Origin of the sequence: Thermus sp. NEB1569 (assembly GCF_022385295.1) — a bacterium.
Taxonomy (GTDB): Bacteria; Deinococcota; Deinococci; order Deinococcales; family Thermaceae; genus Thermus; species Thermus scotoductus.
This window is the reverse complement of sequence record NZ_CP092445.1, coordinates 81,141-104,508: the sequence shown is the minus strand read 5'-3', so window position 1 is coordinate 104,508 and position 23,368 is coordinate 81,141. Positions and strand designations below refer to the sequence as shown.

At 65.2% G+C, this 23,368-nt stretch carries 21 protein-coding genes and 1 other RNA gene; 9 read left to right on the top strand and 13 right to left on the bottom strand.

Features of this window, described 5'->3' with window-relative positions; all coding sequences use genetic code 11:
* Window positions 1–30: 30 nt before the first annotated feature.
* The 3 genes from MI302_RS01035 to MI302_RS01025 are packed head-to-tail and all read right to left on the bottom strand — an operon-like array spanning window position 31 to window position 1,941.
* Entirely contained in the window at window positions 31–723 is a 693-nt protein-coding gene (locus MI302_RS01035) for a gamma carbonic anhydrase family protein (protein WP_015718262.1), read from the bottom strand.
* On the bottom strand, window positions 704–1,084 hold the full coding sequence (locus tag MI302_RS01030; RefSeq protein ID WP_015718263.1) for an NUDIX hydrolase: 381 nt from the start codon (window positions 1,082–1,084) through the stop codon (window positions 704–706). The genes MI302_RS01035 and MI302_RS01030 overlap by 20 nt, the downstream gene beginning before the upstream one ends.
* Complete coding sequence (locus MI302_RS01025; protein WP_239725959.1) at window positions 1,075–1,941, bottom strand: DUF1028 domain-containing protein; 867 nt, start codon at window positions 1,939–1,941, stop codon at window positions 1,075–1,077. The genes MI302_RS01030 and MI302_RS01025 overlap by 10 nt, the downstream gene beginning before the upstream one ends.
* Window positions 1,942–1,993: 52 nt before the next feature.
* On the opposite strand from MI302_RS01025, the gene typA reads away from it, so the two are divergent.
* The 4 genes from typA to phnE all read left to right on the top strand — a co-directional run bounded on the left by typA (window position 1,994) and on the right by phnE (window position 7,107).
* Complete coding sequence (typA, locus tag MI302_RS01020) at window positions 1,994–3,757, top strand: translational GTPase TypA (RefSeq protein WP_239725958.1); 1,764 nt, start codon at window positions 1,994–1,996, stop codon at window positions 3,755–3,757.
* Window positions 3,758–3,798: 41 nt separating this feature from the next.
* Window positions 3,799–4,674 carry a phosphate/phosphite/phosphonate ABC transporter substrate-binding protein gene (locus MI302_RS01015; RefSeq protein WP_054391546.1) on the top strand — a complete coding sequence of 292 codons (876 nt, stop codon included), beginning with the start codon at window positions 3,799–3,801 and terminating at the stop codon, window positions 4,672–4,674.
* Between the two features lie 61 nt (window positions 4,675–4,735).
* The gene (gene phnC, locus MI302_RS01010) at window positions 4,736–5,485 is read left to right on the top strand and encodes a phosphonate ABC transporter ATP-binding protein (RefSeq protein WP_038029982.1); all 750 of its coding nucleotides are present in this window, start codon (window positions 4,736–4,738) and stop codon (window positions 5,483–5,485) included.
* On the top strand, window positions 5,482–7,107 hold the full coding sequence (phnE, locus tag MI302_RS01005; protein ID WP_126213437.1) for a phosphonate ABC transporter, permease protein PhnE: 1,626 nt from the start codon (window positions 5,482–5,484) through the stop codon (window positions 7,105–7,107). Before phnC ends, phnE begins: the two co-directional genes overlap by 4 nt.
* Before the next feature lie 44 nt (window positions 7,108–7,151).
* Here the strand turns inward: phnE and MI302_RS12075 are convergent, their stop codons facing one another.
* On the bottom strand, window positions 7,152–7,277 hold the full coding sequence (locus tag MI302_RS12075; protein WP_255721668.1) for a hypothetical protein: 126 nt from the start codon (window positions 7,275–7,277) through the stop codon (window positions 7,152–7,154).
* Window positions 7,278–7,339: 62 nt separating this feature from the next.
* Window positions 7,340–8,023, bottom strand: a complete 684-nt coding sequence (locus MI302_RS01000) for a hypothetical protein (protein ID WP_239725957.1) — start codon at window positions 8,021–8,023, stop codon at window positions 7,340–7,342.
* 44 nt (window positions 8,024–8,067) lie between these two features.
* Here MI302_RS01000 and MI302_RS00995 point away from each other — a divergent pair, with 44 nt between their 5' ends.
* The gene (locus MI302_RS00995; protein ID WP_239725956.1) at window positions 8,068–9,318 is read left to right on the top strand and encodes a replication-associated recombination protein A; all 1,251 of its coding nucleotides are present in this window, start codon (window positions 8,068–8,070) and stop codon (window positions 9,316–9,318) included.
* Here the strand turns inward: MI302_RS00995 and MI302_RS00990 are convergent.
* From MI302_RS00990 to nrfH, 3 genes are all read right to left on the bottom strand, one after another.
* Window positions 9,315–10,100, bottom strand: a complete 786-nt coding sequence (locus tag MI302_RS00990; RefSeq protein WP_239725955.1) for a carbohydrate ABC transporter permease — start codon at window positions 10,098–10,100, stop codon at window positions 9,315–9,317. The two genes, MI302_RS00995 and MI302_RS00990, sit on opposite strands and share 4 nt — an antisense overlap.
* A 61-nt stretch (window positions 10,101–10,161) precedes the next feature.
* A complete protein-coding gene (locus tag MI302_RS00985) occupies window positions 10,162–11,463 on the bottom strand; it encodes an ammonia-forming cytochrome c nitrite reductase subunit c552 (protein WP_019550387.1) in 1,302 nt (433 codons plus the stop codon).
* A gap of 12 nt (window positions 11,464–11,475) precedes the next feature.
* Entirely contained in the window at window positions 11,476–11,934 is a 459-nt protein-coding gene (gene nrfH, locus MI302_RS00980; RefSeq protein ID WP_026328935.1) for a cytochrome c nitrite reductase small subunit, read from the bottom strand.
* A 106-nt stretch (window positions 11,935–12,040) separates the two neighbouring features.
* Here nrfH and MI302_RS00975 point away from each other — a divergent pair, with 106 nt between their 5' ends.
* Window positions 12,041–13,243: a CaiB/BaiF CoA-transferase family protein gene (locus MI302_RS00975; protein ID WP_239725954.1), complete on the top strand. Its 1,203-nt coding sequence runs from the start codon at window positions 12,041–12,043 to the stop codon at window positions 13,241–13,243.
* A gap of 86 nt (window positions 13,244–13,329) precedes the next feature.
* On the opposite strand, the gene ffs is transcribed toward MI302_RS00975, so the two are convergent.
* Both ffs and MI302_RS00965 read right to left on the bottom strand, forming a co-directional pair.
* An RNA gene (gene ffs / locus MI302_RS00970) (signal recognition particle sRNA small type) lies at window positions 13,330–13,430 on the bottom strand.
* Window positions 13,431–13,481: 51 nt separating this feature from the next.
* Entirely contained in the window at window positions 13,482–14,534 is a 1,053-nt protein-coding gene (locus MI302_RS00965; RefSeq protein WP_239725388.1) for an integrase core domain-containing protein, read from the bottom strand.
* Window positions 14,535–14,554: 20 nt separating this feature from the next.
* Between MI302_RS00965 and MI302_RS00960 the strand changes: the two genes are divergently transcribed.
* Both MI302_RS00960 and MI302_RS00955 read left to right on the top strand, forming a co-directional pair.
* On the top strand, window positions 14,555–15,472 hold the full coding sequence (locus MI302_RS00960) for an ABC transporter ATP-binding protein (protein WP_239726536.1): 918 nt from the start codon (window positions 14,555–14,557) through the stop codon (window positions 15,470–15,472).
* A complete protein-coding gene (locus MI302_RS00955; protein WP_239725953.1) occupies window positions 15,465–16,235 on the top strand; it encodes an ABC transporter permease in 771 nt (256 codons plus the stop codon). The genes MI302_RS00960 and MI302_RS00955 overlap by 8 nt, the downstream gene beginning before the upstream one ends.
* Here MI302_RS00955 and MI302_RS00950 read toward each other — a convergent pair.
* Window positions 16,232–17,320 (bottom strand): aminopeptidase, encoded by a 1,089-nt coding sequence (locus MI302_RS00950; protein ID WP_239725952.1) that lies wholly within the window; start codon window positions 17,318–17,320, stop codon window positions 16,232–16,234. The two genes, MI302_RS00955 and MI302_RS00950, sit on opposite strands and share 4 nt — an antisense overlap.
* A 20-nt stretch (window positions 17,321–17,340) precedes the next feature.
* Here MI302_RS00950 and MI302_RS00945 point away from each other — a divergent pair, with 20 nt between their 5' ends.
* The gene (locus MI302_RS00945; RefSeq protein ID WP_239725951.1) at window positions 17,341–18,519 is read left to right on the top strand and encodes an E3 binding domain-containing protein; all 1,179 of its coding nucleotides are present in this window, start codon (window positions 17,341–17,343) and stop codon (window positions 18,517–18,519) included.
* On the opposite strand, the gene uvrB is transcribed toward MI302_RS00945, so the two are convergent.
* Together uvrB and MI302_RS00935 are read right to left on the bottom strand one after the other, a co-directional pair.
* Window positions 18,516–20,513 (bottom strand): excinuclease ABC subunit UvrB, encoded by a 1,998-nt coding sequence (gene uvrB / locus MI302_RS00940; protein ID WP_239725950.1) that lies wholly within the window; start codon window positions 20,511–20,513, stop codon window positions 18,516–18,518. The genes MI302_RS00945 and uvrB overlap by 4 nt on opposite strands.
* 60 nt (window positions 20,514–20,573) lie before the next feature.
* On the bottom strand, window positions 20,574–23,366 hold the full coding sequence (locus MI302_RS00935; RefSeq protein WP_239725949.1) for an S-layer homology domain-containing protein: 2,793 nt from the start codon (window positions 23,364–23,366) through the stop codon (window positions 20,574–20,576).
* Window positions 23,367–23,368 lie beyond the last annotated feature (2 nt).

The following is a 23,368-nucleotide window of genomic DNA, read 5'->3' as shown; positions in this document are numbered from 1 at the left end:
CTCCGTTCCTCCCCCTGTGTGGCCTCGGGCTCACTCCGGGGCGAGGAAACCCTCCTCCACCAGGGGCAGGGCCTCTTCCAGGGCCAGGGGAAACCCCTGGGAAGCCCGCCTTAAGGCTTCCAGGGCTTCCTTCCGGGTGCGCTTCAGGTGGAGGTGAAGCTCGCTAAAGGGGTTTAGGGCATCCTGGCCTCGCAGGGTAAGGCGGTAGCGCCTGGGAAGGTCCATGGCCAAAAGCCCCTTCCGGTACCGCTCCGCCAGGGCCCGGTACCGGGGAGCGTTGCCCGGGGGCTCGGCGGGACCCTTGACCCGGGCTGGAACCCCCAGGGCCAGGGCGCCCTCGGGGATCTCCATCCCTGGGGGAACCACCGCCCCTGCCCCCACCACCGCATTCCTGCCCACCCGGGCCCCGTTCAGCACCACCGCCCCCATGCCAATCAGGGCTCCTTCCTCCACCACCGCCCCGTGGACCACCGCCCGGTGCCCCACGGTAACCCCAGCACCCAAAAGGCAGGGAAAACCCGGGTCCGCGTGGAGAACGGCGCCATCCTGGACGTTGCTTCCCGGGCCGATCACCACCCGCTCCAGATCCCCCCGCACCACGGCGGCAAACCAGATGGAGGCTCCCTCCCCCACCTCCACCTCCCCCACCACGTAGGCCCCGGGGGCGATGAAGGCGCTGGGGTGCACCCTGGGAAGCTTGTCCTCAAAGCGGTAGACGCTCAAGGGCCACCTCCAGAAGGCGCAGGTCCTCGGGGAAGGAAAGGAGCAAGCGGGCCTCCTCCAGGCTGAACCACCCCAGGCCCGTCATCCCCTTTTCCAGGCGGGGCTCGCCGGTGCCCCGCATGAGGAACCAGTGCACCTCCCGCTCCACTCCCTTGGCGTTCACGTAGCGGGTGGGGAAAAGGGGAGCCAGGACCTCCGCCTTTACCCCGGTTTCCTCCAGGACCTCCCGCACCGCGGCCGCCTCGAGGGTCTCCCCCAGCTCCGGGTGCCCCTTGGGGAAAACCCAGAAGCCCATGCGATCGCGGAGGAGGAGCACCTCCCCCTTCTCGTTGAAGACCACACCTCCCGCCCCTAGCTCCATGGATACCTCCTCTTGAGATAGCTCAGGGTGGCCTCGTCCACCTCCGGGCCTCCCTGGTAGCGCTCCTCCAGGTTCTCCATGCCGATCAGGGCAAGAAAAGCGCGCTCCGTGGCCTCGTCAAACTCCCCATGCACTTCCCCTGCGTAAAGCCCAAGGCTCCGGAGCACCCCCTGCAACCACCGCACCTCCTCCGGGGCCAAGGGGCGGCGCTCCTTGGGCCTTTCAAAGAGGAGGCGGTGGAGGGAAAGCAGGCGGAAAAGCTCCTCCACCGGCTCCGGGTGGTCGTCGGCCCGGAGGTCGATGTACCGGTCCCAAAGCCCTCCGTACCCCTTGCCCTCCCCCACCACCAGAAGCGCCGCGGACTGCTTGCCCCTTTTATCCCCTCCCGCTTCCTCCCCCGCCTTTAAGGCCAGAAGGAGCCTTTCGGGAAAAGGAACCCGTTCCTCCTGCAGGAAGGTTTCCACCATGGCCTCCACCACCTGGGGACCTGCCAGAAGGTTGCCCTGGGCGGCGAATCCCTTCCCCGCCCTCCCCCCGGCCCAGGGATGGCACTCCCCTCCGGTAAAGGTGAGGGCCTCGCCGCGGGCGCTCACCAGGCCGAACTGGCGCCTTTCCAACCCGGGATCGGTGCGCCGGAAGGCCTCTAGGACCCCTTCTGGGCTTGCCCCTTGCTCCAAAAGGGCAAGCCCCTGCGGCCCAAAGCAGGGGTTGGCGTAGGACTGGGTGGCGATCGCCCCCACCCCCGCCCGGGCAAAGGGTACCACCGAGCCCACCGCCAGGAACTTGCTGGCCACGGCCACGCCCAGGTCCCCGGTTTCCGGGTCCTGGGCCACCAGGGAAAAGGTGGCCACCACCATGCCCCTATCCTACGCGCCCCCACGTGGTAGAGTGGGAGGATTGGGTGCGCCCATGGAGATTAGAAACATTGCCATCATTGCCCACGTGGATCACGGGAAAACCACCCTGGTGGACGCCATGCTCCGCCAGGCCAAGGCCCTGGCCAAGGAAGAGGGGGAGCGGATCCTGGACTCGGGCGACCTGGAGAAGGAGCGGGGGATCACCATCCTGGCCAAGAACACCGCCGTGGTCTGGGGTGGGGTGAAGATCAACATCGTGGACACCCCCGGCCATGCGGACTTCGGTGGGGAGGTGGAGCGGGCCCTTTCCCTGGTGGACGGGGTGCTCCTTCTGGTGGATGCCGCCGAGGGCCCCATGCCCCAGACCCGGTTCGTTCTGCGGAAGGCCCTCCAGGCTGGGCTCAAGCCCATCGTGGTCCTCAACAAGGTGGACAAGAAGGAGGCCCGCCCCGACGAGGTGCTCAACCTCACCTTTGACCTCATGGTGGAGCTGGGGGCCACGGAGGAGCAGCTGGACTTCCCCTACCTCTACGCCATCGGCCGGGATGGCCGGGCCTGGCGGGAAGTACCCAAAGAAGATCTCTCAGAGCTTTTCCAAACCATCCTCGAGCACATCCCCTCACCCAGGTGGGAGGAAGGGCCGTTCCAGCTTCTGGTGGCCAACCTGGACCACTCCCCCTACCTGGGGCGGATCGCCATCGGCAAGGTGGCCCGGGGCCGGGTGCGCAAGGGGGAAAGCGTGGCCATCTTGAAGGAGAGCGAGGTCCTTTCCGCCAGGGTGGTAGCGGTCTACACCCACCAGGGCCTGGAGCGGGTGGAGGTGGAGGAAAGCCTCCCCGGGGACATCGTGGCCCTGGCGGGAGTGGAGGGCGTGGGAATCGGGGACACCCTGGCCGCCAGAGAAACCCCCGAGGCCCTTCCCCGCCTTAAGGTGGACGAGCCCACCGTGGCCCTCACCCTCACCGCCAACACCTCCCCCTTCGCCGGACGGGAGGGAGCGTACGTGACGGGTCAGAAGCTGAAGGAGCGCCTCCTTAAGGAGCTTCGCACCAACGTGGCCCTCCAGGTGGAGGAGGTGGGCCCCGAGGTCTTTGAGCTGAGGGGCCGGGGGGAGCTCCATCTGGCCATCCTCCTGGAAACCATGCGCCGGGAGGGCTACGAGTTCAGCGTGGGCCAGCCCCGGGTGCTCACCAAGGATGGCCTCGAGCCCTACGAGCTGCTGGTGGTGGAGGTGCCCCAGGACCGCTTCGGAAGCGTCATGGAGGCTTTGGGAGCCCGCCGGGCCGAGATGGTGCACATGGAGGTGGGGGAGAGGGTGCGGGCGGAGTTCGTGGTCCCGGCCCGGGCCCTTTTCGGCTTCCGTAGCCTTTTCCTTTCCCTTACGGGAGGAGAGGGGCTTCTAAGCCACACCTTCCACGGCTTCGGCCCCCAAGCGGGCCCCATCCCCACCCGCACCACGGGAAGCGCCGTGGCCATGGAGGCCGGGGTGGCCACCGCCTACAGCCTGAACCGCCTGCAGGAGCGGGTGCAGTTCTTCATAGAACCGGGCACCGAGGTCTACGTGGGCATGATCGTGGGGGAGCACGTGCGGGAAAACGACCTGGATGTGAACGTCACCCTTGCCAAGAAGCTCACCAACATCCGGGCGGCGGGCTCCGATGAGAACATCCGCCTGGTACCCCCAAGGCGGCTTTCCCTGGAAGAGGCCCTGGAGTTCCTGGCCGAGGATGAGCTTCTGGAGGTAACCCCCAAGAGCCTTCGCCTGCGCAAGAAGGTCCTGGACCCTTCCCAGCGCAAACGCCTGGTGGGGAAGTAAACCCCCCTTGCCCCCGGGTCCAAGCGGTGTAGAATCGGCCCGTGAAGCGTTTCATGGTTTTCCTTTTGGCCCTTCTGGGCCTTGGCCTGGGTCTTGGCCAGGCCCCGGTAAAGGTGCGCATCGGCTTTAACCCCACCCAGAACTCCGACCAGCTCAAGGCGGCCGCCCAGGCCATCGCGGATTACATCGAGAAGGAGTTCAGGGGGACGGTGGAGGTGGAGATCTTCGTCCCCACCGAGTACCGCGGCCTCATCGAGGCCATGAGGGCGGGGAAACTGGAGTTCGCCTTCTTCCCCCCCGACGGCTACGTGCTGGCCCACCGGGAAGCGGGGGCGGAGGTCCTCCTCAAGTCGGTGCGGAACGGCAGCCCCTACTACTGGTCGGCCATTATCGTGCGCAAGGACTCGGGGATCAAGAAGATCGAGGACCTCGAGGGCAAGACCATCGCCTGGGTAGACCCCCTCTCCGCCGCCGGCTACGTCTTCCCCCGGGCAGCCCTGGTGAGCCGGGGCATCAACCCCGACACCTTCTTCGCCAAGCAGGTCTTCGCCGGCAAGCACGACGCTGCTGTGCTGGCGGTCCTCAACAAATCCGTGGATGCCGCCGCCACCTTCGCCAACGACGACAAGAACAAGTCCGGGGCCTGGACCCAGTTCCTAAAACCCCAGGAGGCACGGCAGATCACCGCCATCTTCTACTCCAAGCCCATCCCCGGCGACACCTTCTCCGTGGCCAAGGACTTCCTCAGCAAGTACCCCAACCTGGCCAAGGGAATCGCCGCCGCCATCCAGCGTTGCCAGGCGCCCAAATGCACCCTGCTCCAGAACCTCTACCGCATCGACTACATGGTCCCGGCCAAGGATAGCGATTACGACGTGGTGCGTGAGGCCCGGCGCATCTCCGGCCAGGATAAGTGAAGCCTTGACCCTCCGGGCCCCCAGGACCCCCTGGGGGCCTTTTTGGGGAAGCCGAGGAAACATGATCACGGTCAAGAACCTGAGCAAGGTCTTTCCCGACGGGACCCGGGCGCTTTCGGAGGTGAACGTCTCCATACCCCAGGGCGACTTCGTGGCCATCATCGGCCTCTCGGGTGCGGGGAAGAGCACCTTTTTGCGCACCTTAAACCGCCTGGTGGAGCCCACCACCGGCGAGGTGTGGGTGGGGGGGGTGGAGGTGACCAGGCTTTCCCGCAAGGAGCTCCAGGCCTTCCGCCGGAAGGTGGGCTTCATCTTTCAGCAGTTCAACCTGGTGCAGCGCCTCACCGTCCTGGAAAACGTGCTTCATGGGCGCCTGGGCTACCTGCCCACGTGGAAGGGGCTTCTTGGGCTCTACCGGGAGGAGGATACCGCCATCGCCCTGGAGCAGATCCGTCGGGTAGGGCTTCAGGGGAAGGAGCAAGCCCGGGCCGACCAGCTTTCCGGGGGCCAGCAACAGCGGGTGGCCATCGCCCGCGCCTTGGCCCAGGAACCCCAGCTGATCCTGGCGGACGAACCCATGGCCAGCCTGGACCCCAGGCTTTCCGACGTGATCCTGGGCATTCTCAAGGAGTACAACCAGGAAAAAGGGGTGACGGTCCTGGTGAACATCCACGTGCTGGAACTGGCCCGGCGCTACGCCCGGCGCATTCTGGCCTTCAACCGGGGAAGGCTGGTCTTTGACGGTCCGGTGGAGGCCCTGACCCTCGAGGTGGAGCGGATGGTCTACGCAGGCAACCTGGAGGCTCTATGAACGTGGCGGTTTTCCTGCTGGGTCTGGCACTGGCGGGTCTCCTCGGCCTTGGCCGGGGCTCCATGCGCCGCTACCTGGTGGCTGCGGCCTTGGGTCTCCTGGTGGCCACCCCCACCTTCCCGGTGGTGGAGGCCGTGGGGTACCTTTCCCGGGAAACCCTGGGGCCCACCCTCCTGGCCCTCCTCCCCATGGCCCCTCACCTGGCCCTGGTTCCCTTAGGAACCCTTTTGGCCTTGCTCCTGGCCCACTTCGGCGGGCGGGCCGCAGGTGTCGGAGGCGTGCTGGGCGGGGGCTTGGCTCTTGCAAGCCTTCTGGTCTTCCTCCAGGGCCCTGCCCACCTGGTGCGGCTTAAACCCCTCCCGGGGCTTATGGAGGGAGTGGTGGCCCTAAGCCTCCTGGTTCCCTTCGTGGTCCTGGCCGTCTGGCGCAGGAAACAGGCTGGGCTTTGGCTACCCTTGGGGGTAGCCCTGGCCCTCACCACCTTCGCCTGGCTCACCTCCCCCCAGGCCCACACCTACTTTCCCCGGATGGAGGGCTACTACAAGCTCATCCTTCCCGCCGAGCCCGGGACCGAAGAAAAGCTGGTGGCGGCGTACAACCAGGGCCTGGAGGAGCTAAACCGGGTGCGGGAAGAAATCGGGCTTCCCCCCTTAAAGCCCATCCGGGACCTCACGGGCCTCAACGAGGGGCGCCTGCCCCAGGAGGTGGCCCAGGCGGGCTACCGGCTCCTGCAACCCCAGTCCGCCGCCTACGGGAACGTGGCCCTTCTCCTCTTCCTGGGGGTGATGATGGGCTCGGGGATCTGGCTTCTTTTCCGACCTAAGCTGGCGCAACCCGATGACCTCCGCACGGGCCTGGTCCTGGCCCTGGTGGCCGCCAGCGTCTTTCCCGCTTTCGACGCCACCGAGTTTGACCTGGGCAAACTGGTCAAAGGCTGGCCCTTCCTGGTAAACTTCCTGGACCGGGCCTGGCCCCCCAATCTGGCCCAACCCCAAAGCGGCATCTACCCGCTCCAGAGCGTGGCCAGCGAGATGCTCCTGACCCTGGAAATCGCCCTGGTGGGCACCCTGCTGGCCGCCTTATTTGCATTGCCCACCAGCTTCCTCGCCGCCCGCAACCTCACCTTCCAAAACCCCTTGCTCCGCGTTCTTTTCTATTTGATGCGGGGCTTTTACAACGTGGACCGGGGGGTAGACACCTTGATCCTGGCCCTGATCCTGGTGGCGGCGGTGGGCCTGGGCCCCTTCGCCGGGGTGCTGGCCATGGCCATCCACTCCATCGCCGATCTGGGCAAGCTTTACTCCGAAGCCATAGAGAACGTGGATAGAGGACCCATCGAGGCTTTGGAGAGCGTGGGGGCCAGCGGGAGCAATGTGCTCCGCTGGGCTATTCTGCCCCAGGTGCTTCCCCTTTTCGTGTCCTATACCCTGTACCGCTTTGAGATCAACTTCCGGGTGTCCATCGTCCTGGGCTTGGTGGGGGCCGGGGGGATTGGCTTTTTCATCAAGGGTGCCATGGATGCGGGCCACTACGACCAGATGGTGATCGGCATCATCGCCATCGTCATCGTGGTGAACCTGATCGACTTTGCCTCCAGCTGGCTGCGAAGCCGCCTGGTGTAGAAAAAACCGGGTCCCACGGGACCCGGTTTGGGCTTTCTTCCCGTCTACTCCTCTTCCCGCTCCCCGTAGGTTTCCAGGGCTTCCTGCCACGCCTGGCTGATCTCCTTGGCCTGCTCCATCTTGACCTCCCTGAGCCTAAGGGTAAGGGGCGGGAGGGGCAGGCGTATCAAGGTAAAGCAAAAACCCGTACACCCTGGGGTCGGTGTAGCCTCTGCCACCTACACCAAAACGCTCAGGACTGGAGAAGGGCCTCCGCCTCGAGGCGGGCCAGCACACCCTCCAGGCTTTCCCCTTGCCAGCGCTCCACGGCGCAGACGGAAAGGGGAAACCGTTCCTTAAGCCTTCGCACCAGTCCTGCCGCATCCTCAGGCCGGCTTCCCTGGAGGACCAAAAGATACCCTCCCGCCAGGCGGAAGGCCAAGTCCCCCCGGCGAAGCTCCGCCTGGAGCTCTTCAGGAGAGGCCGGGGTGGAAAGGTAGACCAGCACCAAGGGGCGCCTTAGGGTCAGGCCTTCCAGGGCCCCGGCCAGGCGGCGCAGGTCTTTTTGCGAACCGATGCCCTCCGGGGCTGGCAAAAGGGGCGCCTCCCGCCCCGTGCCCAGGAAAAACGCCGTGGCCAGGGCCAAAGCCCCCAAGGCACCGCCCAAAGCGGTGTACCCATAGGCCTCGAGGCCCGTGATGGCCAGGGCGCTCTCCAGGGCCATTTGAAAGGCCAGAAGCCCCAGGCCTAAAACCAGGAAAAACTGCACGGAAAAGGCCACGGGGAACCGGGAGTACAGGCTTCCCGCCGCCGCCAGCAAAAGGGCGGCGAGCAGAAGGCCAAGCCCCCGCTCCACCTGGCCCAGGGGTTCGGCCAAGGCCAGGGGTGCAAGCCCCAAAAGGAAGAGGCCCCAGGGCAGGAGGAAAAGCCAGCGCATGCTCCTTCCAAGCCTACCATGCCTCCCCTTACCCTGGCCTTAGCATGAGGGAGATGGAGCCCCTAGCCGAGCGCCTCAGGCCCCGTTCCCTGGACGAGGTCCTGGGCCAGCCCCACCTCACGGGGCCCAAAGGGCTTTTAAGGCGGATGCTGGAGGCGAAAAGGCTTTCCTCCATGGTCCTCTTCGGCCCCCCGGGCACGGGCAAGACCACCCTGGCCCAGATCCTGGCGGAAGGGGTGGGCAAGCCCTTCCTAAGGCTTTCCGCGGTGGAGGCCGGGGTTAAGGAGGTAAGGGCGGTGGTGGAAAGAGCCCGGAGGGAAGGGGGCCTGGTCCTCTTCCTGGACGAGGTGCACCGCTTCAACCGCACCCAGCAGGACGCCCTCCTGCCCCACCTAGAGTCCGGCCTCCTCACCCTGATCGGGGCCACCGCGGAAAACCCCGCCTTTGAGCTCACCCCCGCCCTCCGCTCCCGCCTCCGCTTCTTTCCCCTAAGGCCCCTTTCCGAGGAGGACCTCCTCGCCCTCCTCAAGAAGGCCCTCACGGACCCCCGGGGCCTCCCGGGGACCTCTTTTGAGGAGGAAGCCCTCCGCCTCCTGGCCCAGGCTGCCGGAGGGGATGCCCGCTTTGCCCTCAACACCCTGGAACTGGCCGCCTCCTTGGGCCGGGTGGACGCCAGCAGCGTGAAGGAGGCCTTGGGAGCCGAACGCTTCGCCATGGACCGGGAAGGAGACCAGTTTTACGACCTGGTCTCCGCCCTTCACAAAAGCCTCAGGGGAAACCACGTGGACGCAAGCCTCTACTATCTGGCCAGGCTTCTTAAGGCCGGGGCCGACCCCCTTTACCTGGCCCGGCGCCTCATACGGGTGGCGGTGGAGGATGTGGGCCTTGCCGATCCCCTGGCCCTGCGCCTGGCGGTGGCGGCCAAGGAGGCCTACGAGGCCCTGGGAAGCCCCGAAGGTGAGCTGGCCCTGGTGGAGGCCACGGTCTACCTGGCCCTGGCCCCCAAGTCCAACAGCCTTTACACCGCCTGGAAGAAGGCGGAAGAGGCCGCAGGGGCCCACCCCCACGCCCCCGTCCCCCTGAACCTCAGGAACGCCCCCACCGGCCTGCAACGGGCCCTGGGCCACGGCAAGGGGTATGCCTACTACCACGAGGACAAGGAGGGCAGCTTCGCCCAACGATACCTGCCGGAGGGAGTAGAAGACCTCCTCCTCTTTGAGGCCACGGGGGAAGGCTGGGAAGAACGGGTGCGGAAAAGGCTCAAAGCCCTTAGGGAGCGGTTCCGAAGGAGCTAACCCTTTAGCCCTTCCTCAAAGGTAGCCACCACCCGCCTTTCAAAGACAAGGTAGAGCAAGGCGATGGGAAGGACGGAGAAAAGGGCGGCGGCGGAAAGGAGGCCCCAGTCGGTGGGGTACTTGCGCTGCAGGTCCGTAAGCCAGGTCTGCAGGGTCCAGAACCGGGGGTCGGAAACCATTACCCGGGGGTAAAGGACCAGGTTCCAGTGGGCGGCGAAGGCCAAGACCCCGGCCGCCACCAAGGTGGGCCGCACCAAGGGGAAAAGTATTCTAAAAAGAAGGACCCTGTGCCCCGCCCCATCCAGCCTGGCTGCCTCCAGAAGCTCCTCGGGCACCCCCCGCATGGCCTGGTAAACCAGGTAGATGACAAAGGGGCTGGCCGCAAAAGGCAAGGCTAAGGCCCAAAAGGTGTCCAGAAGGGAAAGCCCCTTGAGGATGCCATAGAGGGGGACCAGGAGGAGCTCGGCGGGCACGGCCATCAGCACCAGGTAAAAGGGAAGAAGCCCAAGCCCCGCCCTTAAGGCGTAGGCGGCCAAAAGGGCGGTGAAGAGCTGAAGGATCACCACCCCCGAGGAAAGCCCCAGGGAGAAGAAGAGCCGGCCCCAAAACCCCTCCTTGGCTAGGCCCTGGACGTTTTCCAGGCTAAAGCCCACCTTGGAGAAGAGCTCCCCCGAGTACACCGCCTCCTTGGGCATGAAGGCAGCGTAGGCCATCCAGAGGAAGGGAAGCGCCACGAAGAGAAGGACGGCAAAGACCAGGAGGTGCTTCAGGAGCCGGACCACGGCCTCCACTATACAAAAGCCCGCCCCTTTCGGGGCGGGCCAGAGGAGGTGATCCCCAGTTTTACTTTTCCCGCAAAGCCCGTTCGGCGGCCAGCTGGGCCTGCCGGGCCAGGTCCACGGCATGGGCCAGGATGCGGGCCGCCTCCTGCGGGCTGTGGAAGCCCATGCTGTTCTCGGCGTCTACGAAGTCCCAGCGGAGCTGGGCCGCACGATGGAGCTTGCGGGCCTCCTCCAGCTTGGCATCAGGGACCCCGGCTTCCTTGGCCTTCTGCAGGGTGGTGATGGCCGCCTCCAGGGCCTTTTCCGTGGTGGTGATGAGCTCCTTGGTGCGGTCCTGGATGGACCTCACCCGCTCCAGAAGCTCCTCCTCAGGCACTCGGTGGCAGGTCTGGCAACTTTGGGCGATGTTGGTAAGGGGGCTGCGGATCCAGTGGTCGCTGATCTTCACCCCACCCACACGCATATAGGGCATGTGGCAGTCGGCGCAGGCCACCCCGGCTTTGTAGTGGACACTGGTGGTGAATAGCTCGTACTCGGGGTGCTGGATCTTGATCATGGGGGCCCCGGTGAGGGCGTGGCTCCAGTCCTTGAAGCCATAAGTATCGTAGTGGGCCTCTATGGCCTCCACCGTGAGCCCTTTAGACCAGGGGAGGGTGAGGGTCTTGCCCTCTCCCAGGAAGTAGTACTCCACATGGCACTGGGCGCAGACCAGGGAACGCATCTCCTGCCTCGAGGCCTGCCGCCAGTCCTTGCCCTGCGCTTTGAGGGCGTTTTCCAAGGCGGGACGGGTGATGCGCAGGGCCATGGTCTTGGGGTCGTGGCAGTCGGCGCAGGTCACCCCAAGATGCCCTCCCGCCGCCAAGCGCTCACGGAATTGGTCGTAGGGGGTACGGTTGAGCTCGTCCCAACCCATCTCCGCCACCAGCTTGAGAAACTCCCCCGAGTGGCAGTTAAGGCAGGCCCCAGGCTGCTTAAACTGCGTGGTGCGCTTGCTGTGGAATTGGTCCAGTTGAGCGTAGTAGTGCCCCCGCTCCTCCTTGTAATCCACGGAGAAAGGCATGTTGGCCCATGCGATTTTCAAGAAGGGCCTGGCCTCCAGCTTGTCGTACGGGGTGCTGCCGCCGTAAGCGGTACGCCCGTAGTCCTCCCGGGTGCGCAAAAAGCGATCGTAGTGCAAGGGGAAATTCATTCCCCAGACTGCCGGATCCACCTCCAGCTCCCCGATCTCCACCAGCTTCAGGGGATACTGCTGCGCCTCCGCCTGGCGTTTCACAATGGTGGCCAGCACATACCCCACCCCCACACCCAGGAGCACGAAGACCGCCAGAACGCCTAGTATCTGCAACCATCCGCTTCCCTTCATAGCCTCACCTCATCACTTCAGCCCCCTGTGCCCCACGTTGCCGTGGCAGGCGGTGCAGTTCAGGTCCTCAGGGCCGTGCACCCCGGGCCTCAGGAGCATGGCCTCCACCACCGGGCGGTGGCAGGCCACGCAGTTTTCCAAGGCAATGGCCCGGCTACGGGGCGTGGCCATGATGGGCTCGGGGAAACGCCCCGTGGTGAAGGCCACGCTGTGGCGCAGGCCGCTGATCACCTTGGTAGTCCACTTGCCCAGGAAGGTGTGGGGCATGTGGCAGTCGTTGCAACTGGCCCAGTTGCGATGGCTGGAGTGTTGCCAGGAATTATATTGGTCCCGCATGATATGGCAGTTCACACAGGCCTCCGGGCTATCGCTCAAGTAAGACCATCCCTTGCCCTGGTAAAAGGCATACCCCCCCATGCCCAGCAGGAAGCCCAGACCTGCCACTCCCACAATTAGGCGCAGTGCCCTCATATGACCCTCGCGGGGAGAGTATACCCCCAGCCAAAACCTCCTTCAAGGGTAAAATGTCCCCAGCTTCCCCAAACCCCCACCCCTGCCCCTGGCGTAAGATGCCCACATGAGGCCCCTTGATGGCATCCGCGTTCTGGACCTCTCCCGGGTCCTGGCTGGGCCCCTTTGCACCATGATCCTGGCCGACCTGGGGGCGGAGGTGATCAAGGTGGAACCCCCTTGGGGGGACGAAACCCGGGGCTGGGGCCCCCCTTTCGTCCAAGGGGAGAGCGCCTACTTCCTCTCCGTGAACCGGGGCAAGAAGAGCCTGGCCTTGGACCTCAAGACCCTCGAGGGCCAGGAGGTGGTGCGCAGGTTAGCCCAAAGGGCCGACGTCCTGGTGGAAAACTTCAAGACCGGGAACCTGAAGCGCTACGGCCTGGACTATGAAAGCCTGAGGGAGCTTAACCCGCGCCTGGTCTACCTCTCCATAACCGGCTTCGGCCACACGGGACCCAGGGCCCAGGAACCCGGGTACGACGCCGCCTTGCAGGGCTACACCGGCATCATGTCCGTCACCGGGGAGCCGGAAGGCCCCCCCATGAAGGTGGGGGTGGCCTGGATCGACGTGATGACGGGGATGATGGGGGCGGTGGCGGTGCTTTCCGCCCTTTACGAGCGGGAAAAAAGCGGCCTGGGGCAACACATAGACCTCTCCCTCTTCGACGTGGGCCTCTTCGCCCTGGCCAACCTGGGGGAAAGCTACCTTCTCACGGGCACCCCCCCCAAACGCCTGGGCAACGCCCACGCCCAGATCGTGCCCTACGGGGCCTTTCCCGCGGCGGACGGCTGGCTGGTTTTGGCGGTGGGGAACGACGAGCAGTTCGCCAGGCTTTGCCAGGTCCTGGACCTGCCGGACCTCCTGGCGCGGTTTCCCACCAACGCAGAGAGGGTGGAGGCAAGAAAGGAGGTGGTGGAAGCTATTTCCCAGGTGCTCAAGATCCAACCCCGGGCCCACTGGCTGGAAAGATTCAGGGAGAAGGGCATCCCCGCCGCCCCGGTGAACGATCTGGCCGAAGCCTTCCAAGACCCCCAGGCCCAGGCCCGGGGAGCCATCTGGACCCTTCCCCACCCCCTCCTGGGACCCCTGCCCACCTTGGCCAACCCTTTGCGCTTCCTCTCCCGTACCCCGGCAAGCCCCTCCCTGCCCCCGCCCCTTCTCGGGGAGCACACGGAGGAGGTGCTAAAGGAAGCCGGGTACTCCCAGGAGGAAGTGGCCTGGCTTGTGGAAAAGGGTGTGGCCCGCGCCCAACCCCAGGGAAAAGGATGAGCGAGAATCCCGTTCCCCAGGGGCCTAAAGCCTTTAAACACCTTGCTTAAGCGGCGCCGAGGCCTTGTGGATAACCCTGTGGATAACTGCCCCCGGCTACCCAGCGGCACCCGACCCGTGGCGCTTAGGGCTGCTTCCTTCCGGACCTGACCCGGTTCACGCCCGGACCGTCGCGCTGGACCGGGGGCTTGGATAGTATAGCATCCATGGAAGCCCTAAAGCTAGAGGGTGTAGTCGGTCAACACATTTGAGACTCTGTGGGGACCGCCTCCCCCCGTATTCTAGCCAGGTACTCTAAAGGGGCCAGGCCCCCCAAGGCCCGGTGGGGTCGCCGGCGGTTGTAGTGGTCCAGGTAGGCGTCAAGCTCCCTTTGGAGCTCGGGGATCTGTGAAGGCAACGGTCGTGTGTAGAACTCATCCCTAAAGGTCCGCTGCATCCGCTCCACGTGACCATTGAGCTTGGGGCTCCTCGGAGGAAGAACGAAGAGCTTAACGCCCAAACGTTCACAGACCTCCTCAAAATCGGACATAAACTCGCTGCCCCCATCCACCTGCACCGCACGGATAGGAAAAGGCGCTCGCACCATCAGGCGGGCAAGAAAGCTGGCCGCCAGGTTGGCCGTGGCTCGGGTGTGGACTTCCGCAAGGGAGAAACGGGTGAAGAGGTCGACGGCCGAGAAGTGCTGGATCGTCTCCCCAGGGCCCAGGGTCACGGTGAGGGTATCCACCTGGATAAGGTCGCCAGGGTGACCCACCTCGTATCCCTTGGGCTTCCTTTGCGCATAGGGCCTCCTGGGTCTTCGCCCCCCCTTCCCCCGCCGGGCCTGGGCCAGAAAGGCCGCTACGCTTTCCACGCAGCCGTGTGCTTCCAGGTAGGCCAGGATCCGCCCCACGGTACGCTCGCTCACCGCAAAGCCCTCCTTCCTTAGGGTCAGCCAAATCGGCCAGCGGCCCCAGGTGGGGTTCTCCTTCCTTAGGGCTTCCACCCGGATCAGCAGATCCGAAGACCAGTAAATCCTCCGCCGCAAGCGCTGAGGACGTCTTGACCGAGGCTTAAGACCGGCAAGGCCCTCTTCCTTGAGGCGTTTCCGCCAGCGGTAATAGGTGGCCCGGCTGATCCCCAAAAGCTCCTGGATCTCGGGCCAGCCCACCCGGTATTTCCTGAGCGCCTCCACCTGTTTGAGCTTCCGTAAGCGGTCCTGAACCGTGGGATCGCCGGCCCCGGCCTCTTGGAGTTCCCGGGCCTTCCGCGCTCCCCGCAAAACCTCTTTGCCAACCGTGGTAAGCTGCATCCGTGGGGACCCCCTCTCTTCTGGAGTGGTCCCCACATTTTTACTCGTCCAGTCTCACATGTGTCTGTCCGGGTTCAGAGGGCCTGAGCAAGCGCTATGGGCGCAAGCCCATCCTGGAGAGGATCAACCTATCCGTGCGCCCTGGGGAGGTCTACGCCCTGGCCGGGCCCAACGGCTCGGGGAAAACCACCCTTATCCGCCTGGTCACCGGCCTGGCCTTTCCCAGCGAGGGAAGGGCCCTCCTCCTGGGGGAGGACGTGCACCAAAACCCCCAAGCCCGGCGCCACCTGGGGGCAGTGGTGGAGGCTCCGGCCGCCTTCTATCCCTACCTCACGGGCCGGGAGAACCTCAAGATGCGGGCCTACCTGGCCGGGGTAAAGGAGGAAAGCCGTATCAGCGAAGCCTTGGACCGGCTTAAGCTCCTGGCCGTGGCCGACCAGAAGGTGGGAAGCTACTCCCTGGGGCAACGCCAGCGCCTGGGCCTGGCGGCAGCCATCCTGCACCGGCCCAGGGTCCTGGTCCTGGACGAACCCACCAGTGGCCTGGACCCCGAGGGGGTGGAGCTGGTCCATAGCCTCTTGCAGGAGATGGCTCGGGAGGGAGTGGCTGTGCTCCTTTCCACCCACCACCTCGAGGAGGTGAGCCGCTACGCCCACAAGGTGGGCATCCTGGGGGCAGGTAGGCTCTTGGACGAGGTGGTCCTAGGGAAGAAGGAGGTGTACCGCCTGGAAACAGAGCCCCTGGAAGGAGCCCTCGCCCTCCTCAAGACCTTGCCCCAGGTGGCCTCGGCCAGGATCCAGGGGCCAGCCATCCTCTTCGAGGGCAATAGCGAGGCCGCCCTTCAGGCCCTTCTCCGCGAGGGGTACCGGGTAAAAGCCCTCCAGCTCCAAGGCTTTGACCTGAGGGTGTACTACCAGGAAAGGGTGAAGCATGTTTAGGCTTCTGGTCTTTGAGCTCTACAAGCTCTTCCGCCTGCGCTCGGTGCAGCTTGGGCTTCTGGCCGCCTTCCTTCTTCCCTTCCTGTGGGCCCTGGCCCCGGGGCTTAAGGAAGTGTACGGCCTGGTCCTGGCCTCGGGCTGGCAGGTGGTCTCCCTGAGCCTCATGGCGGGCATGGAGTTCCTCTTTCCCTTCTTGGTGGTGATGGCGGCCAGCGAGTCCCTGGGAAGCGAGGTGGCCCAAGGCACCTTGAAAAGCCTCCTCCTCCACCCCCTCCCCCGGACCCGGCTGATCCTAGCCAAGCTCCTCTCTGCCCTCCTCTATCCCTTCGTCCTTTTGGGGGCGAGCTTCCTGGGAAGCCTCCTGGCAGGCCTGCCCCACGGGCTAGGAGGGTTCTACGGGGGCACGGGGCTTGGGCAAGGGGGGTTTGCCGGTGCGGGCTTCGTGGGCCCCCAACAGGCCTTGGGCGAACTCCTTCGCGCCCATCTTCTGGCGGGGGTGGTCCTCCTGCCCTTGGCCGCCTTGGCCCTCCTCTACGCCACGGTGTTCCTCTCCACCACCGCAAGCGCCTTGGCAGCGGTGGCCACCCTGCTTCTCATGCGCCTCCTGGTGGCCTTCCCCGCCCTTACCCCCTTCCTCCTCACCACCTACCTGGACCTCCACTTAAGGCCCAGCGCAGCGGGGCTCGGCCTGCCCCTCCTCCTCATCTACACCCTGGGCTTCACCTTCCTGGCGGCCTTGGTTTTTGAACGCAAGGACCTCTAGAAGGGATGGGGTTCAGAAACGCCCACGAAGCGTCCTCGCTCCACCAGGGGTTCGCCGTCCAAAAGAAGGCTTCCTTCCCTTAGGGAAAGCACCAGGTCCCAGTGCAGGGCGCTTGGGTTCTTCCCGCCGGTTTCCGGGTAGCTCCGGCCCAGGGCCAGGTGCACGGTGCCCCCCATCTTCTCGTCCAGGAGGATGAGGCCGGTGGGCCGGGTGAGGCCAAAGTTGGTGCCGATCCCCACCTCGCCAAGCCGCCTGGCTCCCTCATCCGTGGCCAAGGCCGCAAGCAGGTACTCCTCCCCCACCTCCGCCCGGGCCTCCACCACCTCGCCCCCTTTAAAGCGCAGGTAAACCCCCTCCACCCGCCTGCCCCCCACGAAGGCGGGAAGGTTGAAGCGCACCTCCCCCTCGGCGGAATCCTCGAGGGGCCCGGTGAACACCTCCCCCGAGGGCATGTTGCGCCGGCCATCGGAGTTGATCCACCTCCTCCCCGCCACGGAAAGCCTGAGGTCCGTGCCCGGGGCCTGGATGCGAAGCTCCCTGCCCTGGGAAAGCCTCCCGATCAAGGCCTCCTGAAAGCGGGAAAGGGCCCGCCAGGCGCCCACCGGGTCCTCCCGGTCCAGGAATAACGCCCCCTTAAGGTACTCCCGGAACTCCTCCGTCCCCATCCCCGCCCCCACCGCATACCCCACCGTGGGGTAGAGGGTGAGGGTCCAGCGCTTGTTCAGGCGGAGCTCGGCCAGGGGCCGCCAGGCCCGCTGGTGCTTTAGGGAAAGGCCGGGGTCCAGGGAGGCTCCCTCCAGGGGGTTTTCCGCGGAAAGGATGCGCAGGAACTTGTCCGCTTTCTCATAAAGAGCGCGCTCCACCTCCGGTATCCTCTCCAACCAAGCCCCCCCGTAGAGGAGGAAGTCCCGCCCTTCCCCGGGGTAGCTTACGCGGAAAAAGGGGTAGGCCCCCCTCTGCAAAAGGAGGCGCTTCAGGTGGGGCAAAAGCGGCAAGGCCGGGGTCTCCGCCTCCACCAGGATGGTATCGCCAGCCTGGGCCTCGAGGCAGTACTCCACCAGGAGTTGAGCGAAAGCGGCTTCCACTTTGTTATCATAGGGCCAAGATGGCCGAACCCAAGATCACGCCCTTGGCCCGGCGTCTGGCCGAGGAAAACGGCATAGACTGGCGCAGGCTCCAGGGCACCGGCCCCGACGGCACCATCGTAGAGCGGGACATCCTCGCCTTCCTGGCCAAGGTGATGGCCGGGGAGGTGGACCTGCCCCCCATGCCCGAGGAAGCCCCACCCCTCCCCCCGGAAGAGGAACTGAAACGGGTACAGGAGGTCCTGAGCCGGGAGGGCGTGGATCTGGAAGACGTCCTCCCCGAAACCCCCAAGGCCCCCACCCTGGCGGTGGAAGAGGTGGCGGAAGAGGAGCTGGAGCTGGAGCCCGCCCTTTTGGAGGTAGACGAGGACCTGGAGCTGGAACTGGAAGAGGACCTCCTCCTGGCGGAGGAGCTTTCCCAGGAAGCCTCCGGGGAGACCCTTCCCCTTCCTGAGGCCCGGGAAGAGGCGCTTTTGCCCGAGGAGATGGTGGAGGAGGAGCTGGAAGAACTCCTTTTGGGCACCGAAGAGGAAGCCCCTTTGCCCACCTCCTCCGAGACCCTGGAAGAGGAATGGGCGTTTGAGGAAACGCTCCCCGGAGAGCCTGCCCTTAAGGCCGAAGCCCCGGAGGAAGACCTCCTGGCCCCAGAACCCTTAGCCGAGCCTCCTCCGGCGCAACCGGGGGAAACCCAAGCCCCGCCCGCCCTGGCCGGGGCTATCCCCGTCCCCTCACCCGCCCCATCCCCCGGCCTCACCGCCTCCCTAGCCCCTCCCCCCTCCCTTTTGCAGGTATACCGCTTGCGGTTCAATCCGGGAGGGCTCAGCGCCGCCCTTAAGGCCTTCCAAGAGGTCTATGGCGTTCCCGAAAACCCCCTTCCCTTTCTCTTAAAGGCGGCGGAGAAGGCCCTATCGGAGCTGGAGCTTCCCCTCAGGCCCCTCCTGGGCCAGGTGGCAGGGGAGGCGGTGCGGGGTGTAAGGCCCATGAGCGGTTTCCTCGCCCTCTTCCGACAGCAGGAGGGGGAGGAAGGGGAGGGGCTTCTTTGCTTCGCGGGGGAGGAGGAAGTGCACTCCGGTCGTCCAAGCCTTTTCCTCTCCCAGGAGGGAGTGCTTGCCGCCTCGGGCCTCGAGGCTCCCCTGGCCCGGAAGCTTCTGGAACGGGTGGCCCTTTACCTGGAAAACCCCGTGCTGCTTCTGGCCTAGTGCCGCCTGCGCCGCTTCCGGCCTCCCGGCAGGGTTTCTGGGGGCGTGAGGCCTTGCAGGCGGGCTTCCAAAGCTCGTAGCTCATCCCTTAGCCTCGCCGCCCGCTCAAAGTCCAAGGCCTCCGCCGCCTGCCACATGGCTAGCTCCAGCTGGGCGATCCGCTCCCTGAGATCCTCCCCCTCAACGGCCTCCAAGGGAGCCTCCCCGTACTCCTCGGGGCGGATGATGGCCCTTACCTCCTTGCGCACGGTCTCCGGGACGATGCCGTGCTCCTGGTTGTAGGCCTCCTGCAGGGCCCTTCTCCGGTTGGTCTCCCGGATGGCCCTCTCCATGGCCTCGGAGATGGTATCGGCGTAAAGCCACACCTCCCCCTTGGCGTTCCTGGCCGCCCGGCCAATGGTCTGGATGAGGCTTCGCTCGCTCCTCAGAAAGCCCGTCTTGTCGGCATCCAGGATGGCCACCAGGGAAACCTCGGGGATGTCCAGGCCCTCCCTTAAGAGGTTGATCCCCACCAGGGCGTCAAAATGCCCTAGGCGCAGGTCCCGGATCAGGGCCTGGCGCTCAAAGGCATCCAGCTCGTGGTGCATATACCGGGCCCTTACCCCATGCTCCTGCAGGAAGGCGGTGAGCTCCTCCGCCATGCGCACCGTGAGGACGGTGACCAGGGTGCGCTCTCCCCTTTGGGCCCTTTCCCGGATCCCCTCCATGAGGTCCAGGATCTGGTTCTCCGTGGGCTTCACCACCACCAGGGGGTCCAGAAGCCCCGTGGGGCGGATGATCTGCTCCACGATGCGCCCGGAGTGCTGAAGCTCAAAGGGCCCCGGGGTGGCGGAAACGAAGACCGCCTGGGGCACCTTGGCCAGGAACTCCTCAAAGCGAAGGGGGCGGTTGTCCAGGGCGCTGGGGAGGCGGAAGCCGTAGTCCACCAGGGTCTTCTTGCGCACATAGTCCCCCCGGTACATCCCCTGAAGCTGGGGCACGGTCACATGGGACTCGTCCAAAAAGACCAGGAAGTCCTCGGGGAAGTAGTCCAAGAGGGTGTAGGGAGGCCCCCCCGGGGCCTTCCCCGTGAAGTAGCGGGCGTAGTTCTCCACCCCCGGGCAGGTGCCCATGACCCGGAGCATCTCCAGGTCGTAGAGGGTGCGCTCCTTAAGGCGCTGGGCGTATAGGACCTCGCCCCTTTCCTCAAAGTAGCGGACCCTTTCCCAGAGTTCCTTCTCAATCTCCTTCAGAATCCCCTCCAGGCCCTCGGGGGAAAGGTAGTGGGTGGCGGGAAAGAGCACAAAGCCGGGAAGCTCCCTGAGCCTTTCCCCGGTGACGGGGTGGACCTGGGTGATGCGCTCCACCTCGTCCCCAAAGAGCTCCACCCGGATGGGCTCGGTCTCGTAGGCGGGGAAGATCTCCAACACCTCCCCCCTGGCCCGGAAACGGCCCGGGGAGAGGTCCAGGTCGTTCCGGGTATACCCCAGCTCCAGAAGCCTCTCCAACAGGGCCTCCCGGGGGTAGACCGCCCCCCTTTCCACCACCAGGTTCCTGGCCCTATACTCCCTGGGGTCCCCCAGGCCGTAGATGGCCGAGACCGAGGCCACCACCACCACGTCCCGCCGGGTGAGGAGGCTTCGGGTGGTGGAGTGGCGCAGGCGCTCAATCTCCGGGTTGATGCTGGCGTCCTTCTCAATGTAGAGGTCCTTCCCCGGCACGTAGGCCTCGGGCTGGTAGTAGTCGTAGTAGCTGATGAAGTACTCCACGGCGTTTTCCGGAAAGAGCTCCCTGAACTCCGCGGCGAGCTGGGCCGCCAGGATCTTGTTGGGAGCCAGCACCAAAGCAGGCCTTCCCAGGGCCTCTATCACCTTGGCCATGGTCACCGTCTTCCCCGTCCCCGTGGCCCCGAGGAGGGTGACGAAGCGCTCCCCATCCCTCAAGGCCTCCAAAAGCTCCCGGATGGCCTTGGGCTGGTCCCCCTTGGGGGTGGGCCCCTGGTAGCGGAAGGGCATACCTCCACCATAGCAAAGGCCCCCGCCCAGAGGGCGGGGGGCCTAAGCGGATCAGACCGGTTAGAAGTCCACGCTGTAGCTGATCTTGAAGCCCCGGCCGTAGTCGGTGAAAGAACCCAAGGGTCCGAGGGCGAACTCCCCGTAGGCCACGGTCAGGTTGTAGTACTTGGCCTCCAGATAGAACCCCTCCAGCTGCCCGGACTGGGTGCCCGGGGTAGCCAGCCACGGAGCGCCAATGGGATCAGGGCTCCGGTACACCCGGTCGCGGGCGAAGTTGAAGGCCTGGTTACCGCTACCCACCACGGGAAGGCCCGTACCCGCCAGCATGTCCCCCTGGTAGTGGGCGTAGGCCACGCTGAAGTTGAGCTTAGGTGCCAGGAAGTCGCTGATCTTGACGCCAGCCCGCCAATAGAGCTCCTTGGCCTGGGTGGGAGTATTAACCCCACCACCCGCCGTACTGTTACCCACGTAATCAGTCTGACGGTAAGAAGCTGCTCCCTCCAAGGCCAGGCCGAAGATGATGGGATCGGTGCTGACCTGGATGCCTCCCTTCAGGGTCGTGTAATCCCCGGTCTTGGCCGCCGGGCCGGTAAAGCTGTGGTACCGGACGCCCGGGTTCAGGCTGAGGAAAGCCAGCTTGAAGGGTTGGCTCAGGTTGGCGTAGACCTGGATGTCGCTGTAGCCGGACACGTAGAAGTTGGCGTACTGGGCGGTGAGGTTCAGGGTGGGGATGAGGGCATCCTGGGCCTTGCCGTCGTGGCTCACCCGCACGCCCCAGCTGGAGGAGTACTTGTTGTTCTCAATGGTGTAGTAGTAGTTACTACCGGGGTTAATGGCATCGCTTGCGGTGGTAAAGCTCAGGTAGCCCGTGCCACCGGTATACGCAGCGTTGTAGAAGCCCGTGAGGCTGAAGCCACGGAAGCTTCCAAGGGTAGCGGCCACTCCCCAGGCGTCGTTTACGGTACCACCACCAAGGTTATAATTCCCCTCAGACTCGAGGTACCCCTTGATGGCCACAGGCCCTAGGCTAGTAGAAGCCACAACTCCGAAGCCCCGGGTGTCAGCCCCGTAGGGTGCGCCAGCCTTCACCCCGCCATAGTAGGTGGTGTCCTCATTCTCCGACATGCCCGCCTGACCATCGCCATAGAGAGGGTCGACCGCATGGTAGTTGGTGGAGAGGCTTAAGGGGCCAAGCTTAGCCTCACCTTGCACATAGTAGGCCCAGTTGGAAAGGGTGTTGTCAAAGAAGTTGGCCACGGGAGCCCCCGGCGCCTGCGAAGACACCCAAAGGCCCTTCAGGCTCAAGGGGCCTACCTCAAGACCTCCATCCGCACCGATGGCGGACCTGTTGCTCAGGTTGGTGGCGTAGTTCAGGGCCAGGTTAAGGCCGGAGAAGGGCTTTAGGGCGGTACGGATGCCGAAGTAGTTCCCGCTAAGCGCCGGGGCGCTATCGGAAGAGGTGGCTCCCGCGACACCGGCCACCACGGTCACCTCGGGGGCCAGGGGGAATTTGGTGCCGGAGAAGGTGGCCACCATGCCCTGGCGAGGGTTGACCACCTCGGAGTCGTTGTTATTGGCGAAGAGGTAATCGTTGAACTTGAAGGCGCTATTGTTGCGGCTGTAGGCCACACTGAAGGGTTGCCCATCCACGCTACCCTTCACGCTGGCGGCGTCCAGCCGGATGGTGGGGGTGCCGAAGCTAGTGCCAAAGGCATCTACACCCAGGGTGGCGCTGGCTTCGGAAACCGCTACGCCCTGGGCGCTGGGAGCCGTGTTCTTAAGGCCAAAGGAGAGGCTCGCCCCACCGTAGGAGATGTTGCCTTGCTGACTATCCCCTTTCTGCACGTTGGAGGTAGCACTACCAAACACACCGGTAGAGAAGGCGTTGGGGAAGAGGCGATCGATATCAAAGTTCGTACCGGTGTTGGTCACCACCGAGCCATACGTAGCCGAGAGGGAACCCTTGATGGAGTACTGAACCTTGGAAAGCTCCGCCACCTGGCCCTCCAGCTTGGAGACCTTCTCGGAGAGCCCCACCAAGTCGGAGCGGAGGGCGGCGGCGAACTCCTGGACCGCGGCCACGTCCTCCTTGGTGGCAAACTGCTTGAAGTCCACACCCTGAAGGTCCACCAGGCCCTTCTCCAGGGCGGTCACCCGGTCCTGGAGGGAGAGGACGTCCTGGTTGAGGAGGACGGCGAGCTCATTGAGGGCCTGGATGGCCTGGGCGTTGCTCTCCACCTGGGTGGAAAGGGCAGCCACGTCGCCCTTCACCCCCTCCACATCCTGGGCCAGGGCATCCAGCTGCTCGGCGAGCTGCTGGGCCTGGGCCAAGGCGGTGTCGGCAGCGATGGAGGCCGCCTCTACCCGGTCGGCCAGGTCCTTGAGGGCGGCCTGGTCCATGCCGGGCTCAGGGGCCGGCTGGGCCTTGAGCTCCTGGATCATGGCCTCGAGGCGGGCGATGTCCTCCTTGGTGGCGGCGCTGTCCTCCAGGGCGGAGACCCGAACGCCCAAAGCGGCCAGCTCGGCGGCCAGCTCCTGCACCGCGTTCTTCAGGGCCTCGAGGTCCTTGGGGTCCATGGCCTGCATGGTGGGGGACTCACCCTTGGCCTTGAGCTCCCCCTCAATCTGCTGCAGGAGGCGGTAGATGATGAGAGCCGCCTGGTAGCGGGTGAGGGGCTCGTTACCCCGGAAGGTGCCATCGGGGAAGCCAATGACAAGCCCCTTGGCCGCCAAGGCCTCCACCGCCTCCTTGGCCCAGTGCCCCGCGGGCACGTCGGAGAATTGGGCTAGACCGAACCCCATGGAGAGTACGGTCAAAAGCCCTGCCAGTAGCATCACTAGCCTTTTCTTCATAC

Coding starts and splice junctions, on each gene's coding strand:
- MI302_RS01030 (WP_015718263.1), bottom strand. CDS start 1,084: ATGGAGCTAGGGGCGGGAGGTGTGGTCTTCAACGAGAAGGGGGAGGTG.
- MI302_RS01025 (WP_239725959.1), bottom strand. CDS start 1,941: ATGGTGGTGGCCACCTTTTCCCTGGTGGCCCAGGACCCGGAAACCGGG.
- typA (WP_239725958.1), top strand. CDS start 1,994: ATGGAGATTAGAAACATTGCCATCATTGCCCACGTGGATCACGGGAAA.
- phnC (WP_038029982.1), top strand. CDS start 4,736: ATGATCACGGTCAAGAACCTGAGCAAGGTCTTTCCCGACGGGACCCGG.
- phnE (WP_126213437.1), top strand. CDS start 5,482: ATGAACGTGGCGGTTTTCCTGCTGGGTCTGGCACTGGCGGGTCTCCTC.
- MI302_RS01000 (WP_239725957.1), bottom strand. CDS start 8,023: ATGCGCTGGCTTTTCCTCCTGCCCTGGGGCCTCTTCCTTTTGGGGCTT.
- MI302_RS00995 (WP_239725956.1), top strand. CDS start 8,068: ATGAGGGAGATGGAGCCCCTAGCCGAGCGCCTCAGGCCCCGTTCCCTG.
- MI302_RS00985 (WP_019550387.1), bottom strand. CDS start 11,463: ATGAAGGGAAGCGGATGGTTGCAGATACTAGGCGTTCTGGCGGTCTTC.
- nrfH (WP_026328935.1), bottom strand. CDS start 11,934: ATGAGGGCACTGCGCCTAATTGTGGGAGTGGCAGGTCTGGGCTTCCTG.
- MI302_RS00975 (WP_239725954.1), top strand. CDS start 12,041: ATGAGGCCCCTTGATGGCATCCGCGTTCTGGACCTCTCCCGGGTCCTG.
- MI302_RS00965 (WP_239725388.1), bottom strand. CDS start 14,534: ATGCAGCTTACCACGGTTGGCAAAGAGGTTTTGCGGGGAGCGCGGAAG.
- MI302_RS00955 (WP_239725953.1), top strand. CDS start 15,465: ATGTTTAGGCTTCTGGTCTTTGAGCTCTACAAGCTCTTCCGCCTGCGC.
- MI302_RS00945 (WP_239725951.1), top strand. CDS start 17,341: ATGGCCGAACCCAAGATCACGCCCTTGGCCCGGCGTCTGGCCGAGGAA.
- uvrB (WP_239725950.1), bottom strand. CDS start 20,513: ATGCCCTTCCGCTACCAGGGGCCCACCCCCAAGGGGGACCAGCCCAAG.
- MI302_RS00935 (WP_239725949.1), bottom strand. CDS start 23,366: ATGAAGAAAAGGCTAGTGATGCTACTGGCAGGGCTTTTGACCGTACTC.